This window comes from Pseudomonas gingeri, from assembly GCF_013385425.1.
Classification (GTDB): Bacteria; Pseudomonadota; Gammaproteobacteria; order Pseudomonadales; family Pseudomonadaceae; genus Aquipseudomonas; species Aquipseudomonas gingeri_D.
In genome coordinates this window covers 409,286-426,748 of the sequence record NZ_JACAQA010000002.1, presented here as the reverse complement: position 1 = coordinate 426,748, position 17,463 = coordinate 409,286, and the positions used below count along the sequence as shown (strand labels likewise).

The following is a 17,463-nucleotide window of genomic DNA, read 5'->3' as shown; positions in this document are numbered from 1 at the left end:
ATGGGATATGATCTGACAGAGGGGCAGCTCAATGCTCCGGTTGAATTTTCGGCTGTTGATGGCCTGTCAACGCACTTAGGAATCGCGCTTCCTAAGAGTTATATTGACTTCCTCAAGGAGCACGACGGCGGCGAAGGCTTCATTGGCGACAACTACATTATCTTTTGGAAAACAGAGGAGTTGGCCGATTTCAATCGTGAATATGAGGTCGAAACATATGCACCAGGTATCTTTTTGTTCGCTTCTAACGGAGGAGGGGAGGCATATGGATTCGACACCCAGGATGCAGCAATGCCGATAGTGCGCATCCCGTTTATAGGCATGAGTCGGCAGTATGCCATCTCAGTAGCGCGTGACATCCCTGACCTATTTGCTCGATTGGCAGACCGAAATGAGTGACCTGAATCAGCATTCACGCCCCAGGGGCATGGAGCTGTTCGAGATTACACCAGTTATTGTTGGTGGTGATCCAACCAGCCCTGAGAACAAGACTTGGTTGACGAGACAGCAGCATTTTGAGGCTGTTCGCTACTGGAATCGGGTTATCAGCAGTCTACGTAAGGAAGGGAAGTAAATAGAGGTGCAAAAGGTGTGGGTGGGACGGCTGATGGTCTTGTAAGCGACGCAGTAGATGTAACAAAGTGACCATCCGGCTGTAGAAAGAAAACGGTGCAAGATTCTTGGGATAACGCGGCAACTGGTTCTGCTCTGGGGACAAAAGCATGTCCTACTTGCAGTAAAGATGTGGGTTTTGCGCCAGGACAGGGTCGCAGAGATTGGGATGTGGCGCCGTGCGCCTTATCACAATGGGCTGCTAAACCCGGTCACTGAATTGGCAGCGACAGAGGAGGGCCTAGCCGCGAGATCGGGCGCAAACAAGCGTTCAGGATTTCTAGGAAATCTCACTCAATGGAAAGAGAGTTCTCTTGCTGGGCACAAAAGCGCCAAACAACATCGCCACAGACGTCAAGCGTGCTCTGCGTTACAATTCGCCCATGGCGATCATCAAGGATGATGCAGCCTGAGCGGTATCGCTCATTGCCTCTATTCGTCCCGCTGAGCGCCCCACCTCAAACTGAAATGAACAGGGATGCTCATGAAACCGCTTTACCTAGGCTCGCTCCTGCTACTGATTGCGGGTTGCTCGCAAATTCCGCAATACGTTCCTCCCGTCAACGCCCCCCAAGCTCAAATCCGTAGCGAGCTGGATGCGATGAGCAATCGTCGCAATGGCCTGAGCCTGACCGACGCGCCGACCATGGCCTGCAAGTACGGCAGGTCGGTGACAGTGAAGCCTGGTCGTGAGCTGTTCTCGGTCAGTGGTGAGACATCGAGCCCCGAAGGTTTTCGCACCATTGAAGCTGCAAAACCCATCCATTTGGTACTGCTAGGATGGGCCAGCGGTAACCGCGCCTGCCGGGTCGACTTCGTCAGTGAGTTCATTCCGGGAGCCCGCTATGTGATCAAGGGTGGCATCGCAGATGGCCCGAATAATTTCGGCACCTGCCAGGTCAGCATCTTTGATCAGGATTCCGGTGTTCGACTCCCTCTGAGCAGCCAGGAATTGCCGAAGGCCGACGGCTGCACCCTGGATCAGTGGTTACCGCCGGTGCTTTGATTGCTCTGGTGACACTTTGGCAATCGATCTAAAAGGGAGCGGATTTATTTTTTGGGGTGAGTAAAGCGGTGGTCCTGTCAGGTGTATCAAAAATGAATCCGTCCCCTTTGCGTAAAAGGAGAGTCTGTCTTTTGAGTTTCAATTGGATTCTATTTATGTTGGAAGTATTGAGAATGGTGTGATTGATCGAACCCTCCAGAGCGGGTTGATTGCGCCATGGCGAGATAATCTCAGTGGGCAAGGTAAGTAGATTTTTTCTACCGTATCCGAATGCTGACCTAAAAAGGGCCGATTTGAATGGTGCTGCGAGACCGGCTAATGGGCGTCCCCTTTTTTGCTTGAAAGGTGTTGGTGGTAAGGCATTTGATTTTTACACAGGGATTAAGGATGATAAATAATTTGTTTTTGCGCGCATGCAGACTGATCGGTTTGTTTGTTATGGTGTGGTGTGTTTTTTGTTTGGTTTCATTAATCGTTGTTTTGGTCGTTGCGACTCCTTTTATGGCGGATTTTAATAAGGTGTTTTTATGGCTTGGTTTTCCATTGTCTTTTATTTTGACTTTTTGGTGGTGGCGTAAGAATTTAAGCTTAATAAGGCGTGCCATTTTCTGAGCGGAGAAGAAGAGCCCCAAAGGGGACCGATTAGTGTAAAAGGGGGCGGATTTATTTTTATATTTTTAATTTTATGAGTAAGATACTGCTCCTGCTAGGCGCGTCGAAAATAGATCCGTCCCCTATGCTGATACGGTTCAGAAAGTGATTCCCGATGGTGAGAAACTGGCACGTATTCCAGGTGTCGGAGAAACTGGGATTGATGATCTGTATAAAGTCAAACGCTCGGGTGTGGATTATGTAATTGTAGAGTATAAATTTGTAGGTGATGACAAGAAATCTGGCAGCTCTGGTCTTGGCAGTACATTGGATGGAAAACAAGGCTCTGAAAACTGGATCACTGGTGGCGATCGTCTCGAACGCTCTGTCGGTCTTGATCAAAGTCGAGATATTTTTGCATCTATCAGTACAAATAGGACTGAAACCTGGGTTGTGAGAACGCGTCCCGATGGCGCCACGGAAATTGAAGTGCTTGATTCGCTTGGTAAAGCGAAGGCAGTGGATACATCTAAGATACTACCATCAATGGTTTTCTCGGGAGGTAAGCCATGATTCGTGCTCCGATAGGGGATTCACAATACTGGAGCGTTCGACACAACAAGGACCTAGAATGGATTGCTAGGGTGAATAAAATAATGAGTGAACCGTCTGCAAATCCGGTTTACGCACCTCAGTTTGCTTTTCAATATGCCAAAGATAATTTACGTTTTATGATCAGTGGTTACTCTCGGGGGGCTGGGGTCGATAGTCTGGCTCAGTATTTTCCAAATTTGCTTGACGCTTGGGAGTTGTCCAATCAGTTATCGGAAAAGATTTGCGCTGAGAAAAATTTAGAGAGTTGCCGAGACTGGATTTTTGACCTGTCTGACCTTAATCATTACAACTGGTGTTTCTGGTTGGTGGGGTTGGCTTTGGTGCTGGAGATTTCGGACGAGCTGTGGCTGCGTTTGGTGAGCTTGGTCGGTGAGGGAGGGCAGGACCAGTTACTTGATCGTATAATTTCTAGTCGTCAGTCAGGGCGAGCTATTGGGTCTGGTCTTTTACATGCTAAACCTTATGCTCGACTACTAAAAGCTATTGACGCTCCGAAGATGGAACAGGCCGGTTTGCTGTTAGAGTTTGTCGAGCACTGGTATCCGGAGTTGAATCGCCGAGGTGAAAATCAACTTTGGTGGTATGTATTTGGTGATTCAAAAAAACCGTTAGAAATGGGGAGTTACTTCGGGCGTTGGTGTTTTGAGGCGGTAGCTGCGGTTAAGGCATTCGGTTTAGATGACACTCAATGCCTGGGCCATGAACAATACCCAGGCGACCTGATGCATCCAAGTGACTCTAGCTCTTGCATATCTCAGGTAGAACCAAAAAAAGGATGGCTATCAAGATTGTTGGGTAAAGTGTAAATGAAGAAAAGGAGTGGCTTCTCACTGCTGCTGGTTAGGTGCAAAAGGAAACGGGTGATTTGGTCTGCTCCTGAGATACCCTTGTCTGGCGGCAAGTATTTTTTAATAGTGTACATGGAGTGTTCATGAAAAAAACGTCACTGCTAATGTTGAGCCTGATTCTGATATTGTCTGGGTGTAAATCCAACGTCAGAGACTCTTCCCCCAGTTTGCTCAAGGACGGTATCCAACTGCGCCAGAACAAGGTGGCCGTCGATGCGCAGCACGCCAAGGTCATCATGAAAGCGTCGGGTGCCACCCACCCAGTAGAGTTTTCGATCAGGCGCGCAATGGATCCTGACCAGCGCATGGATGTACAGGGAACTGTAGTGGATACCGGTCGGGGCAAGGTGTTCGGCTGGATTGCCACGCTCAACGAAACGGTTAGCAGCGCAACGTTGAAGCGCTTCCCGCAGTTGGAGGTACAGGCCGACGCCGATCAACCGTTCGTGGTCTCGGGTTACGCTAGTGACGAGAGCATTGGGCGTATCTACCGATGTGGCCCGGTTAGAAGCACATTCACACCGGAGCGAAGCAAGGTCTATCTGGTGGAGTTTCAGTTTGTGGGTGACCGCTGCGAACAGCATGTCTACGATGTCACCCAGTCAGAGGCGCGTATTCCCGTGGCGAGCGTATCGGGCTTTTGAGTCCGATTTGAGAAACCAAAGGCTACCTCTCAAGGGAAATCATGCAGAGATTTTTTACCTGGGTCATAACCTTCTTCTCTGGTATTCGTTCGATTGTCCTCATCGTGTTCGGGATCGTCTTCCTGGTTTGTGCTGGCATGGGGCTTTACGATGCCACCACGCTTTGGCAAGCGCGTGACTGGCCGTCGGTTGCGGCTCGTGTCGATCAATGTTCGATGAACATGCGCTACAGCAAACAGGACTCGTGGTGGGACGTCTCGGCTACGTTCAGCTACGGGGACGACTTCGCTCGTCACTATCAGGAAACCTGGACGCCGCCAGATACGCCGAGGTATAGCCGTCACCCCGATCCTGTTATCAGCCAGAGTGAGCAGAACGCGCTGACGAAACGATTCTGCGACAAGGCGGCAGCCGAAGGGCTGAGGGTGTCGCCAGACCATCCATGGATGGCTTGGAGAAGCGAAGCTGTCGCAACGGGAGAGTGGAAGGCGAATGTTGTGATGATCTCGGTGTGTGGCCTGGGTGCGGTGATTCTTATTGCCCTGGGCGTGTCGCTATGGCCGGGAAGGGAGGCGGCGGTGAAGCCAGCTACCCGGAAAAAACGACCTCAGGCGGCGAGGAAGAAGGTGTAAAAGGGTGCGGAACGGGAAGTACGGCTTCCCGTTCAACTACTCAGTCCTATCAGCCGCCGACGCTGATGCTCTGTCCATCAAGCACCGAGTCCATCTTCAACTGTGCCAGCTCAATCAGGTGCACCACACCCATCGCCACTTTGCGGTTCGAGCCGGTTTGGTTATCGGCGTGCTCATAGGCCGTGGCCGCAGCGGATTGCAGAATCGAATAGACGTTGACCAAGGCATCTTCCTGGTGTCTTGGGGCAGGTAGATGATCATGCAGCGCAGCGTTTGGTGCGGGCTTCGAACCAGCGTCCGGCCCGAGATTGTAGTGAGACAAAGCCCGGTCGGCGGCACGAGGGTCGATGGTTTCAACGTTGAGTGTCACAGGCGGATTGGGGGTGACCTTGAACATGGCAAAACTCCTTGGTAAGTGGAGTCGCCAGACATCGCTGCTAAACGGAATGGGTGGCGACTGTACGCGGGTTAGCAGACCGGTTACCAAGGGACCCGGCGCACTCGAAAGTGCCCCACGCACAGCCACCATAAAGAACAGCAGGCGCAAAAAAAACGCCGCTTGAACGGAAGGCGGCACTTGCGTGCCTCGGTAAAAACGAGCTGCTAAACCCGGTCACTGAATTGGCAGTGACGGAGTGAAGCCTAGCCATGAGATCAGGCGCAAACAAGTGGTCAGGATTTTCTAGGAAATTTCACTCAAGGGAAAGAGAGTTCTCTCGCTTGGCGCCCAATCGCCAGACAGTATCACCGCCGATGTCAGGCCTGCGTTGCATTACATTCGCCCTGGCGATCATCAAGGACGATACAGCCTGAGCCGTATCCTTTACTCAAGTACGGCAGGTTGGTGACGGTCGCGCCTGGTCGTGGATTGGTCTCAGTCAGTGGCGAGACATCGACCATTATCATCAACGTCGCGGGAAGCGCCGCCTCCCGTTCCATGACGGAGTCCTGTCAGGCGCCAGGGCTGATGGTGTGTCCGCTCAGCACCTGGGCTTACCCTCGGAGGATTCTCACCAAAACCAATAGGGGAGAAACCTGGGCGTCGGCTCGTTCGCCAACTCGAGGTGATAAGTGATGGGGTTAAAGAAAAATGCATCCAGCAAGAGAAATGCTCCGACCCCGAACGACAGGGTAATCAGTTCACGATGCGGATGTCCGGACCAATATTTGATTAGCGTGTAACGGACGGCGGTAAGAGCAACAAAGCTACCGAGAATACCTGGATAGTTTGGTTGCAGTGGAGTCGTTGCGTAAGCGTTATATATCAGTACTAGGAAGGCCAACCCCAATCCAACGGCGGGGAGCCCCAGGCAGAACCGCAGCAGCCAGTTTTTTGCTCTGAGAAATACGCCCGATTTATCGACAAAAATATAGGCGGCCAATAGCGAGATGGCTGGTGTGATTGAAAGTATATAGCGCGATTTTTTCGAGTTGGGAATGGTGAAGAGTATAAGCAGGGCAAGCAACCACGCGCTGAGATAAAGCAGCATGCCGTTGTCGAACTGTCGAGGCGCACAAAAGAATTGTCTGTGTTTTTTTACGATAACGATCAAGGCAAAAAATGCCGTGACACCGTAGACCAGCAATCCTCCGGTAAAATAGAAGTAATAGCGCGGCGAATGGTTGCTGGCGAAGCGCTCCAGCCCTTGCATCATCAATACATCTTGCATGAAAGCTGTGCCGCCTTGCAGGTAAGCGGCCCATGCCAGCAAGGCAGCACCTGAAATGAAAATCAGGCCAGAGATCAATGAAAATAAAAAAAACCTGCGCCACTGCCTGCTCAGCAGATAATAAGACGCGACAACGATCGCCGGGCCGATCAGGCCAATAGGGCCGCGGAACATAAAACCCAGTGCCAACCCGACAAACACAAAAAACAGGCGCGATGGGTCTTTTTTCAAGTCTGCGGAATAGGCCAGGTAGAAGCAGATCACCGTAAACAGCGCGGGATAGACGTCAAGCGCTAAAGAATTGACCCCATCCAGAAACGCCCAGGTGAACAGCGAAAAAAGGACACCATACAACCCCCATTTTCTCTCATGCAATGCCCCCAGTTTGTAAATAAACACCAGCGTCAAGGCCGCTGAAATGCAGTAGGGTAAACCCATCGAAAGAATGGATATCCGACCAAAAGGTAAGGAAGCCAAATAAATCAGGAAGGTGTTTGCAATCGTATAGTCAGGGTAAGGTTTCAAGTCTTCGGCAATAGGAAACAGCGTCACGCCGTGGTGGAGCATGTAGTCTGCAAAATCGACAAAGCGAGTTGTATAGTTAAGGATGGCGGCCTTGTATTGTAATCCCATGAAGATGATAAGTGTGGTAAAGAAAATACCCAGGCAGGGTCTTTCGGCAATCTGTCTTGTTAAGTGCCTGGTCAAGGCTTTCATAGGATGAGTGTCTCAAAGAATGAATGATGCAAGGGGTCCGTAAGATGTAGGATTAGTCGGCCAGTGATCAGGAAAAACGCTGCACCAAAGTGCCCTGTGCATGACCACCCTTAAAACGGAGGCCGAAAAAAAGCGCCTCGGAGAAGGTGGCACTGTGCGCCTGATCAGACAGCGGATGACTAAACTCGCTCACTGAATTGACAGTGACGGAGTGAAGCCTAGCGTTCAGATCAGGCGCAAACAAGTGCTTGGAGCGTTCTAGGAAATTTCATCGAAGGGAAAAGAAGTTCTCCCACTGATCATGAATGCCCTCGAGCCCAATGTGCTGTTTTGGGCGGGGTCTGCGGCAAGCGTACATGCCGGATCGAGTTCGTCAGTGAGTCATTACTGATGGTTGCATCTTGGATCGCTGGTTGCCGCCAGTGCCTTGATTGCGCTGGCGACATTCCGGTCGCCGATCAGCGTTGACCGATGGTCAACTCGAACGTGGCGATCCCCTCGATTCCCGCGCTGATCCGGTCACCCGCCACCAGAGCACCGACGCCGGCCGGTGTGCCGGTGAAAATCAGGTCGCCAGCCTTGAGTTCTACCGAGCACGAGATATGGCTGATCACATCCGGCACCGACCATATCTGGTCCGCCAGATCGCCGCGCTGGCGTTCGACATCGTTGACCTTCAGCCAGATCGCGCCGCTTTGCGGATATCCCAGCGCAGTGGCGCGACGCAAGGCCGTGCAAGGCGCCGACTCGTCGAACCCCTTGGCCCAATCCCACGGCCGTCCGAGCTTCTTGGCCTGGGCCTGGATATCACGCCGCGTCAGGTCAAGACCGACGCCGTAACCCCAGACATGAGCGAGGGCGTCGTCCGGATCGATATCCGTACCACCTTCACCAATGGCTACCACCAGCTCGATCTCATGGTGCAGGTCCTCGGTCAGCGGTGGGTAGGCGATCACGCCGCTGGCCGGCACCACCGCATCGGCGGGCTTCATGAAGAAGAACGGCGGTTCGCGGTCCGGGTCGTGGCCCATTTCCCGGGCATGTTCGGAGTAGTTGCGGCCGACGCAGAACACCCGGCGAATCGGAAAGCGCGCGGACTCGCCTTCAACGGCCAGGGATGGGGTGGCAGGGGGGGCGAACACATAATCGCTCATGGTATTTCTCCTCGTTGGAATCGGGCCGTGGCGCTGTGGCCATGGCTCAAGTGTGGAGGAGTGGGGCGGCGGGAAATTGGACAAATCCAGCACGCTTCTGGATTTTGCACGGCAGTGGGGGGCCGTCGAGTCGCGCCTCCAGAAAGACAAAACCCGGCGATACAGCGACAGTGGAAACAGCGCGCTCTGAGAGCGATTTTCACCTTGGATATAGCGCATAAGAAAAATGCCCGTATCTTGCGATACGGGCATTTTCTTTAACCGGCCAGCAGATTGCTAGGTTTTCACACAGTCTGGATAGCCGGGTTTTGTGTGAGACGCCTTGCGCTACTCAGTTATAGCGAGTCTTCAGGCGCTCTTCGGCAGGGCGTGGTGAGCGGCCCATTCCGACTTCAGCGATTGCAGCACGCGAGCCATGAAGTCTTTGTCGGCTGCGGCTTTCTTGCCGACATAGCCCTGGCCCCGGCGGTACATCTTGATGCAGGCGAACAGCGCGGGCTGGGCCTGGCTGAAGGCGCGCTCGTCGGCGTAGGGCGAGCGAGGGTCGAGTTTCACGTCTCCGGTCTGGCTGATCCAGAGAATATGGTCGTCAAGGCTGTCTTTGCGCGATGCGAACAGGCCAGCCAGTTGATCGATAGTCGTTTGATTGTTCAGATTCATGTTAAAGCCCCTTTGACCACTCGTTAATCTGTCTGGTTTACGTGTGTATCGTTGCCAAGACGGCGAATTGCTGCGGTGCCGCACACGGACAATGGTGTCCGTCGAGTGTGGCGCCGGCCCTGGGCGCGATTTATGTAGCGGGGTTCAAACCCTGCTACACGCAACGTTTCAACGATAAGAAGCAACAGCGCGATCCTTAGAACGGCGCTGACGACAGTAACGAAGTCAGCCACAAGCATTTTGAGGACGTTAGGCCGGTGCTTCTCGCCCGTTGGGACGATCACGCCAGGTCAGCTTCATCAATCTGCCTTGTGGGCAGTACAGATCCGGAACAGCTCGACGGCTTGTCGAGCCTGTTGTAACAACAGCTTTTGCGGCGCTCCCGATCGGGGAGGCAGGTCCATCATGCAAGCGCGGAAAGAAGGCGTCAACCGTTTTGTAGTGAATATTTTTAAGCACTACATATTGCAAAATCGCGATTTCTTACAACTATGTAAAAGGGCCGGATGGACGAAATGTGACCGGTAAGTCTTGGTTTCACCGGTTTTACGGTCGTAGTCCATGAATTCAAGGGGCTTGCGCTGTTGCAGCCTGCGTAACAGACCTTTCTTGATCTGCCGGTGTAAAACAGCGGGAGACTGGCCTAAGCTCGGTAGCTTCTGAATCCGTCTCTTTTGAATCAGCCTCGGGAAACACGATGTCACAGCTATTTCCGACGACGCGTTTGCGTCGCCTGCGTCGAAATGAAAGCCTGCGCGGCCTGTTCCAGGAAACCGAGTTCAGCCTCAATGACCTGGTATTGCCGATCTTCGTCGAGGAAGGTATCGACGATTTTGTGCCCATCACCAGCATGCCCGGTGTAATGCGGATCCCGGAAAAGAAACTGGCCAGCGAGATCGAGCGTTACGCTCGGGCCGGGATCAAGTCGGTGATGACCTTTGGTGTCTCCCACCATCTGGACGCGACGGGTAGCGACACCTGGAACGAAGAGGGCCTGGTGGCGCGCATGGTGCGGATCTGCAAGGACACGGCACCGGAAATGGTGGTGATGTCCGACACCTGTTTCTGCGAGTACACCTCCCATGGTCATTGCGGCGTGCTGCATGGCGACGCGGTCGACAACGATGCGACCCTGAAGAATCTCGGGCGCCAGGCGGTGGTAGCGGCACAGGCGGGAGCGGATTTCATCTCGCCGTCCGCGGCCATGGACGGCCAGGTCCAGGCCATTCGCAGTGCCCTGGACGCCGCCGGTTTTCTCGACACCTCGATCATGGCCTATTCGACCAAGTTCGCCTCGGCGCTCTATGGCCCGTTCCGCGAAGCGGGCGGTACGGCGCTCAAGGGCGACCGCAAGGCTTACCAGATGAACCCGATGAACCGGCGTGAGGCGGTGCGCGAGTCGCTGTTGGACGAGCAGGAAGGGGCCGATGTGCTGATGGTCAAGCCGGCCGGTGCCTACCTCGACATCATTCGCGATATCCGCGAAGCGTCGCGCCTGCCCCTGGCGGCGTATCAGGTCAGTGGCGAGTACGCGATGATCAAGTTCGGTGCCCAGGCCGGGGCCATTGACGAGCACCGTATCGTTCGCGAAAGCCTGGGTGCCATCAAGCGCGCCGGAGCGGACATTATTCTGAGTTACTTCGCGATGGACATTGCTCGCGACGGGATCTGACCCAGACAGCGCGCAAAGAAAAAGCCCGGCTGATAAGGCCGGGCTCTTGGCTGGATGCTGCGGTAACGCGACTCATGCACGATTCTGGATCAGACGGTCGGAACCACCTTCGGCAACGCGACGGTCGATCAGGCGATCAGAGCCACCTTCAGCTACACGACGATCGATCAGACGATCAGAGCCGCCTTCAGCGACTGCTTGTTGAGTGTGTGCGACCACGGGTTGAGCCGAGGATGCAGCAAAAGCGTTGACTGCCAGTACCGAGAAAGCGAGGCCGAGAAAGAGTTGGCGTTTCATGGTGGTGTGCTCCGGGTGTTATGTGTTGGGTATGGAGCCAAGGTTACGCGCCTGGATTTTTAAGAGAACTTCATTGGGTCGATGGTGACCATCGACGGCAATGATGTAGGAACACCGGCAGGTGTAGTGGCTGAAAATGGCCTGACTGTGTGGGTTCAAGAGTCGGGTTGTGTGATGAAATCCCAACACTGACCGCCGACCTTTTTCCGCCAGGGAGCCCGACCATGAGCCAGCACGATTTCAAGCAACTGGATGTTTTCAGCCGCGAGTCATTCAAGGGCAATCCACTGGCTGTGGTCTTCGCCGCCGACCAACTGACCGATGAGCAGATGCAGGCCTTCGCAACCTGGACCAATCTCAGCGAAACCACCTTCCTGCAGGCGCCCCAGGATCCTCGGGCTGATTACCGGGTACGAATATTCACCACGATCAGGGAGCTGCCTTTCGCCGGTCACCCGACCCTGGGGTCCTGCCATGCCTGGTTGGAAGCCGGTGGCGTGCCCCGGGGCGAGGAGATCGTCCAGGAGTGCGGGATCGGCCTGGTACGGATTCGGCGCGAGGGCGATGACCTGGCCTTTATCGCGCCGCCGCTGCGTCGCGCAGGCCCCCTGGACGAGGCGTTGCGTGAGCGGGTTCGCCTCGGCCTGGGACTGGCTCCGGAGGAGGTGCTCGATGCCCAGTGGGTCGACAATGGCGTTGATTGGCTGGTGCTGATGCTGCCCGATCGGGCACGGATACTGGCGGTAAAACCCGACTATGCCCAATTGAAAGGGCTGGCGGTGGGGCTGGTGGCGCCCTGGAACCCAGCACTGGATGGCGACGAATGTCAGTTCGAAGTGCGTGCTCTTATCGCCGGTGAGGGCATGTGTGAAGACCCCGCCACTGGCAGTCTGAACGCCGGTATTGCGCGTTGGCTGCTGGGAGAGGGGCGGGCACCGCAGTCGTATCGGGTCAGCCAGGGCACGGCGATGGGCCGTGCCGGGCGGATCAGTGTGGAGCAGGTGGGTGACGAAATCTGGGTCGGCGGTGCCGCCGTGACCTGCATCACCGGTAGCCTGAACCTATAAGGGTTGGGCGATCAGCATCATCGCCGCCGACAAGGTATGTCCGTCGGTAATCCTACCGGCGGCAATCATTGCCTTGAGTTCGGCCAGTGTGACGAACAGCACCTTGTCGACCTCGCCATCGGTGTCTTCCACCGCTTCGCCATCAATGTCCACCCGGCAGACGGCAACCGCACTGGCGATCAGTGAGGTGTTGCTGTGCAGCAGGCCCAGTTCCGTGACCTTCAGCGCCGGCCAGCCGGTTTCTTCCAGCAGTTCGCGGGCGGCAGCATCACAGGCGGTTTCACCGAGGTCGATGGCGCCACGGGGAAACTCGATCGATTGGGCGCCGATGGCCCGGCGTTGCAGCACCGCCAGCATCAGGCGACCATCCGGCAGGACGGGCACCGCGACCACGCCATTGATGGCCTGGGCTTCCTTGATGATGAAATAACCCCGCTCCTTGACCACATCGAAGTAGGGCGTGTGCAGCAGGCATTCGGATTCGGTGTCGGGCTTCATGCGTGGCATTACTCCAGAAAGCAGCGGTCGAACAGATAGAGCGCGTCAGGTTTGAGGTGTTCCAGGGTGGCTTGCGGACGGCCGCCGTCTCCCTGTTTCTTGCGCCCGGTTTCCCGCAGGTAGCCGGCTTCGGTCATCTTCAGCAAGCGTTGCCGGGTGCTGGTCTTGAGCACCGGACGCGCCAGTACCAGGGAAAAGATCGCGGTGGCTTCCGGGGCACTGAACTCGGTACCGAGGAACATCAGCGGCAGGCTGCTGTACAGCGATTTGGACAACAGCCGTTCCTGGGCTGCCGCCGCCAGTGCGTTGTGATCGAAGGGCAGGCGCACCGAAGCATCGGCGACGCTGTCGAGGGCGAACCAGGCCTGTTGCTCGTTCAGGGTCGGCTCTTCACTGACGATGGCCAGGTAGAAGGTCGAGGATGACCAGCAGCGCGGGTCGCGAAAGGCATCGCCCACGGTGCCCACCTGTTCGATCCAGGCCAGCGGCAGGTTGACCTTGTCGCTGGCGCGCAGGCGTTCCACCGCGTCGTCCAGGGTCAGGTCGGCCACCGCGCCGTTGACCACCACGCCCGGCAGGGCCCAATGGCCCTCGAAGGGATCGGCTTCACGTTTGTGCAGCAGGATCTGCAGGGCTTGGGAGTGACGGCAGTAGAACAGCACGCACAAGTCGACGGTGTGCAGGTAGTCGCTTTTCCTCGGTGCGGTGGGGGAACGGTCCGGCATATCAAGTCCTGTGTACGGCATAGAGCCCGTAGTCTACCGGATCCATGCCGGGTGCCATCCAGTGGGCGGGCAATGTTTCGCCCTGCGCCAGCCGTTCGCGTAGCAGTGTACTGCGCACGCCCGCTTGCTCCTCCACGCACAGCACGGAGAAACGCTCGAGCAATTGCGCCCCCAGATGGAAGTCCGGCAACTGCGCGGCGACATCGTGCCCGACCACCAGGGCGATCTGGCGGGTGGGCAGTCCGGTCATCTCGGCCAGGGCGCAGAGCAGTTCATAACTGTAGATGGGCGCCTCGGTCTCCCGGGCCAATTGCTGCTCGATCCGGCACACCGAAATCGCCGACGAGCAGGCCGGACGCACCTGTTCGACGATCGCTCGCAGCCAGTCCAGGCGCCGCTCGTACTTGGCCATGTGCTTGCCATGGGGATGCCTGAAGGATGGCACCACCCATAGCGAGCGCGCGTGACGGGAGGCTTCGATCATCACCTGGGCGTGACCGGCGTGCGGGGGGTTGAAGGCGCCGCCGTAGATTGCGAGTTCGTACATGGTAGGGTCTCCTTTGTCTTAAAGGTACTCGTCATGTACTTATGTATCAAGTGACGGGCTCATGAAATAGATTGATTCAGAATAGATAATAGAGAAGTCAATGGCGTCGCGCTTGCATTGAAAGTACATGACGTGTACCGTTGTTTCATCACCAAGGGAGAAACAGCCATGAATGCTCAAGTGATCAAGACCGCCGCCTTCGATGTCGACGCCCAGAAAGGCTTCACGCCACTCTGCCCGGATGAGCTGCCGGTGGTGGGCGGTCACCTGATCGGTGCCGAACTGAATTTCATGGCCTCGCTGGCCGATATCCGCATCGGCAGCAAGGACGCCCACAGTCCCCAGGCACCCTGGGTGGTGAGCTCCCACGAGCAGATGCTCAAGCCCACTGGCCTTGAGCATGCCGACCTGACCTGGGTCAGCCACTGCGTCCCCGGCACTGAAGGTTTCACGCTGCTCGATGAACTGCCGGTGCCCCAGGACTACGACTATTTTGTCTGGAAGGGCGTGGAGCCGGCACTGCACCCTTACGGCGCCTGCTTCCACGACCTCCAGCACAAACTCTCCACCGGCGTGATCGAGTACCTGAATGCCCGGCACGTCCGGCAGGTGATCGTCGGTGGCCTGGCCCTGGATTTCTGCGTCAAGACCACCGCGTTGCAGCTGGCGGGGGCGGGTTTCAAGGTCATCGTCTACCTGCCGGCCTGCCGTGCCCTCAGCGCTGACGGCGCGCAGCAGGCGGTCCACGACCTGCAACAGGCGCGTGTCGAGGTCATCAGCAGTCGCGAACAGCTGGCCCGCGCGGCGGGTCACAAGGAGTAAGTCATGGAAAGTGCATTCAACCGCGAAGGCGGCCTCATCCAGGGACTGCTGGATACCGACTACTACACTTTCACCATGATGCAGGCGGTGCTGCACCAGTACCCCAACGTCGAGGTGGAGTATCAGTTCATCGTGCGTTCCCGGGAGAAGCTCACGCACCTGATCCCCGAGCTGCGCCTGGAGCTGGAAAAACTCGCTGATCTGCAAATGCGCGACGGTGAACTGCGCTTCCTGTTCAACCGGCGTTTTCGCGAATACCTGACCCCGGACTTCGAGCAGTTCCTCGGGTTGTTCCGGTTCAACCTGAGCTATATCCATGTCAGCGAAATCGACGGTCAGCTGAGCATCCGCGTCCGCGGCCCGATGCTGCACTGCATCATGTTCGAACAGCCGGTACTGGCCCTGGTCAGCGAGTTGCGCAACCGCGACAGATACCCGGACGTGGCGTTGGAAGATGTCAGCCGCAAGCTCTACCAGAAGTTCGAGTGGCTGGAGAAAAACCTCAGCCGCGAGGAACTGGCTGACCTGCGGGTCTCGGACTTCTCGACCCGTCGCCGGCTGTCGTTCCGTGCCCAGCGTGAGGTGGTGGATATCATGCGGCGGGATTTCCCTGGCGTGTTCGTCGGCACCAGCAATGCGCACCTGGCCTATGAGTTCGACCTTCCGCTGATCGGCACCATGGCCCACCAATGGCTGATGGTGCACCAGCAACTCGGCCGTCTGCGGGAAAGCCAGAATGCGGCGCTGGAGAACTGGGTGCGCGAATACCGCGGACGTCTCGGCATCGCCCTGACCGACTGTATCAGCACCGATTTCTTCCTCAAGGATTTCGACCTGTATTTCGCCAAGCTCTACGATGGCCTGCGCCAGGACTCGGGCGATCCGATTGTCTGGGCCGACAAGGTGCTGGCGCGTTATGCACAGTTGGGGATCGATCCGATGACCAAGGACCTGATGTTTTCCGATGGCCTGAACTTCGAGAAGTGCCTGCCGATCCTGCGCCATATCCGCGGCAAGGCCCGCTTCGGTTTCGGCATGGGCACCAGCCTTGCCTGCGATGTCGATGGGGTCGAACCACTGAGTATCGTGATGAAGCTGGTGCGGGTCCACGGCGAACCGGTGGTGAAGTTCTCCGATGACCCGGTGAAGAACGTTTGTGAAGACCCTTCGTTCCTGCGTTATGCGGCGCAGGTGTTCAACGTGACTGAATTCAACCAGAAACTGGAGGTGTGAGATGGGAACCGAGAATCAGGATCGTATTGCCAAGGTGCTTGGGGTGAACCGGCAGTTGGTACCGGGCGACGAGGCGGCGGAACTGGCTCGCCGCATCAACTTCATCAAGGCGCTGTTGAAGCGCTCCGGTTGCGAGGCGCTGGTGTTGGGGATCAGCGGCGGCGTCGACTCACTGACGGCGGGGCGGCTGTGTCAGTTGGCGGTGGAGCAGTTGCGGGAGGAGGGGGGGACGGCGCGCTTTATCGCCATGCGTTTGCCTTATCGGACCCAGGCTGATGAAAGCGATGCCCAGGCGTCCCTGGCCTTTATCCGGCCGGACCAGATCAGCACCGCGAATATCTCGGCTTGTGTGGACGGGTTGATGGGCAGTCTTGAAATCGAGGACCAGGACGCGATACCGGCACAGGTGGATTTCGTCAAAGGCAATGTCAAGGCCCGGGCGCGGATGATGACCCAGTATGCCCTCGCCAATTTCGTCAACGGGCTGGTGGTCGGCACCGATCACGCCGCGGAGGCGCTGATGGGTTTTTTCACCAAGTTCGGTGACGGGGCCTGCGACCTGGCGCCCTTGTCCGGTTTGAGCAAGGGCCAGGTGCGGCGGCTGGCCTTGGCCCTGGGGGCTCCCGAGCCACTGGTGTACAAGGAGCCGACAGCCGACCTTGAGGAGTTGGTGCCGGGCAGGCCGGACGAGCTCGCCTATGGTTGCACCTATGCCGAGATCGACGCCTACTTGCTGGGGCTGCCGGTGTCGGCGCGGGCCAGCGCGATCATCGAAGCCGCCTACGCCAGGACTGCGCACAAGCGGGCTTTGCCGTACTCGCCGGTGTGAGCCGGGGTCAGCGCGGGGTGTCGAGGGTCTTGTTCAAGGCCACATACTGCAACAGCATGATGGTCTTGGCATCGACGATTTCCCCACGCCGGACGGCTTGCAGTGCGTCGTCCAGGGACAACTCCAGCACTTCCAGGTCCTCGCCCTCGGCTTCCAGGCCGCCACCGTGGCTGACCTTGCTGTCGCCGTCGTATTCGCCGAGGAAGAAATGCAGTTTCTCGGTCACCGAGCCCGGGCTCATGAAGGCTTCGAAGATTTTTTCCACGTTCTGTACGCGGTAGCCGGTTTCTTCCTCGGCTTCGGCGCGGATGCGGTCTTCGGGTGAGGCGTTTTCCAGCAGGCCGGCGGCGGCTTCCACCAGCATGCCGTCGTGGCCGTTGACGAATACCGGGAAGCGGAATTGCCGGGTCAGCACCACGGTCTGTTTTTCGCGGTTGAACAGCAGGATGGTCGCGCCATTGCCGCGGTCGTAGGTCTCGCGACTTTGCCGCTGCCAGGTGCCGTCGCTGCGCAGGAAATCGAAGGTGGTTTTCTTCAGCAGGTACCAGTCGTCCGAGAGGACGGTGCTGTCGATGATGCGAACCCGGTCTTTCGTTGCGGTCATGATCCACGCCCTGTGGTGTG

The 17,463-nt window shown here is 56.7% G+C and carries 19 protein-coding genes and 1 pseudogene; 11 read left to right on the top strand and 9 right to left on the bottom strand.

The genetic code is table 11. The annotated features are described in order from the left end of the window. The 6 genes from HX830_RS02435 (at window position 1) to HX830_RS02410 (ending at window position 4,948) form a co-directional block, all read left to right on the top strand. The gene (locus tag HX830_RS02435) at window positions 1-399 is read left to right on the top strand and encodes an SMI1/KNR4 family protein (RefSeq protein ID WP_177098857.1); all 399 of its coding nucleotides are present in this window, start codon (window positions 1-3) and stop codon (window positions 397-399) included. A 697-nt stretch (window positions 400-1,096) separates the two neighbouring features. After that, a complete protein-coding gene (locus tag HX830_RS02430) occupies window positions 1,097-1,618 on the top strand; it encodes a hypothetical protein (protein WP_177098856.1) in 522 nt (173 codons plus the stop codon). A 756-nt stretch (window positions 1,619-2,374) separates the two neighbouring features. Further along, a complete protein-coding gene (locus HX830_RS02425; protein ID WP_177098855.1) occupies window positions 2,375-2,782 on the top strand; it encodes a hypothetical protein in 408 nt (135 codons plus the stop codon). Continuing rightward, on the top strand, window positions 2,779-3,630 hold the full coding sequence (locus HX830_RS02420) for a PoNe immunity protein domain-containing protein (RefSeq protein ID WP_177098854.1): 852 nt from the start codon (window positions 2,779-2,781) through the stop codon (window positions 3,628-3,630). Before HX830_RS02425 ends, HX830_RS02420 begins: the two co-directional genes overlap by 4 nt. A gap of 125 nt (window positions 3,631-3,755) precedes the next feature. Then, entirely contained in the window at window positions 3,756-4,316 is a 561-nt protein-coding gene (locus HX830_RS02415; protein WP_177098853.1) for a hypothetical protein, read from the top strand. A gap of 41 nt (window positions 4,317-4,357) precedes the next feature. Further along, window positions 4,358-4,948: a DUF3592 domain-containing protein gene (locus HX830_RS02410; RefSeq protein ID WP_177098852.1), complete on the top strand. Its 591-nt coding sequence runs from the start codon at window positions 4,358-4,360 to the stop codon at window positions 4,946-4,948. A gap of 49 nt (window positions 4,949-4,997) precedes the next feature. Here the strand turns inward: HX830_RS02410 and HX830_RS02405 are convergent, their stop codons facing one another. The 4 genes from HX830_RS02405 to HX830_RS02385 all read right to left on the bottom strand — a co-directional run bounded on the left by HX830_RS02405 (window position 4,998) and on the right by HX830_RS02385 (window position 9,149). Continuing rightward, window positions 4,998-5,345, bottom strand: a complete 348-nt coding sequence (locus HX830_RS02405) for a DUF6124 family protein (protein ID WP_152739583.1) — start codon at window positions 5,343-5,345, stop codon at window positions 4,998-5,000. Window positions 5,346-5,958: 613 nt separating this feature from the next. Then, complete coding sequence (locus tag HX830_RS02395; RefSeq protein WP_256350372.1) at window positions 5,959-7,335, bottom strand: ArnT family glycosyltransferase; 1,377 nt, start codon at window positions 7,333-7,335, stop codon at window positions 5,959-5,961. A gap of 458 nt (window positions 7,336-7,793) precedes the next feature. Then, a complete protein-coding gene (locus HX830_RS02390; RefSeq protein WP_177098897.1) occupies window positions 7,794-8,489 on the bottom strand; it encodes a fumarylacetoacetate hydrolase family protein in 696 nt (231 codons plus the stop codon). Window positions 8,490-8,837: 348 nt separating this feature from the next. Then, a complete protein-coding gene (locus HX830_RS02385; RefSeq protein ID WP_103499261.1) occupies window positions 8,838-9,149 on the bottom strand; it encodes a hypothetical protein in 312 nt (103 codons plus the stop codon). A gap of 697 nt (window positions 9,150-9,846) precedes the next feature. On the opposite strand from HX830_RS02385, the gene hemB reads away from it, so the two are divergent. Further along, the gene (gene hemB, locus HX830_RS02380; protein ID WP_103499260.1) at window positions 9,847-10,821 is read left to right on the top strand and encodes a porphobilinogen synthase; all 975 of its coding nucleotides are present in this window, start codon (window positions 9,847-9,849) and stop codon (window positions 10,819-10,821) included. A 78-nt stretch (window positions 10,822-10,899) separates the two neighbouring features. Here the strand turns inward: hemB and HX830_RS02375 are convergent. Further along, window positions 10,900-11,118 (bottom strand): annotated as a pseudogene (locus HX830_RS02375) (hypothetical protein); the annotation flags it as partial. Window positions 11,119-11,342: 224 nt separating this feature from the next. On the opposite strand from HX830_RS02375, the gene HX830_RS02370 reads away from it, so the two are divergent. Further along, window positions 11,343-12,185, top strand: coding sequence for a PhzF family phenazine biosynthesis protein (locus HX830_RS02370; RefSeq protein ID WP_177098849.1), 843 nt, complete (start codon window positions 11,343-11,345; stop codon window positions 12,183-12,185). Here the strand turns inward: HX830_RS02370 and HX830_RS02365 are convergent. Genes HX830_RS02365 through HX830_RS02355 form a run of 3 tightly spaced genes read right to left on the bottom strand, consistent with a single transcriptional unit; the run spans window position 12,180 to window position 13,955 of the window. Beyond that, window positions 12,180-12,683, bottom strand: a complete 504-nt coding sequence (locus HX830_RS02365) for an NUDIX hydrolase (RefSeq protein ID WP_103498746.1) — start codon at window positions 12,681-12,683, stop codon at window positions 12,180-12,182. The two genes, HX830_RS02370 and HX830_RS02365, sit on opposite strands and share 6 nt — an antisense overlap. Window positions 12,684-12,691: 8 nt before the next feature. After that, complete coding sequence (locus HX830_RS02360; RefSeq protein WP_103498745.1) at window positions 12,692-13,408, bottom strand: NUDIX hydrolase; 717 nt, start codon at window positions 13,406-13,408, stop codon at window positions 12,692-12,694. A 1-nt stretch (window position 13,409) separates the two neighbouring features. Further along, window positions 13,410-13,955: an adenylyltransferase/cytidyltransferase family protein gene (locus HX830_RS02355; RefSeq protein WP_177098848.1), complete on the bottom strand. Its 546-nt coding sequence runs from the start codon at window positions 13,953-13,955 to the stop codon at window positions 13,410-13,412. A gap of 168 nt (window positions 13,956-14,123) precedes the next feature. On the opposite strand from HX830_RS02355, the gene HX830_RS02350 reads away from it, so the two are divergent. Genes HX830_RS02350 through nadE form a run of 3 tightly spaced genes read left to right on the top strand, consistent with a single transcriptional unit; the run spans window position 14,124 to window position 16,839 of the window. Further along, window positions 14,124-14,777 (top strand): isochorismatase family protein, encoded by a 654-nt coding sequence (locus HX830_RS02350; protein ID WP_177098847.1) that lies wholly within the window; start codon window positions 14,124-14,126, stop codon window positions 14,775-14,777. 3 nt (window positions 14,778-14,780) lie between these two features. Next, entirely contained in the window at window positions 14,781-16,010 is a 1,230-nt protein-coding gene (pncB, locus tag HX830_RS02345; protein ID WP_103498742.1) for a nicotinate phosphoribosyltransferase, read from the top strand. A gap of 1 nt (window position 16,011) precedes the next feature. Further along, complete coding sequence (gene nadE, locus HX830_RS02340) at window positions 16,012-16,839, top strand: ammonia-dependent NAD(+) synthetase (RefSeq protein WP_177098846.1); 828 nt, start codon at window positions 16,012-16,014, stop codon at window positions 16,837-16,839. A 7-nt stretch (window positions 16,840-16,846) separates the two neighbouring features. Here the strand turns inward: nadE and HX830_RS02335 are convergent, their stop codons facing one another. Further along, window positions 16,847-17,443 (bottom strand): NUDIX domain-containing protein, encoded by a 597-nt coding sequence (locus HX830_RS02335; RefSeq protein WP_152739576.1) that lies wholly within the window; start codon window positions 17,441-17,443, stop codon window positions 16,847-16,849. Window positions 17,444-17,463 lie beyond the last annotated feature (20 nt).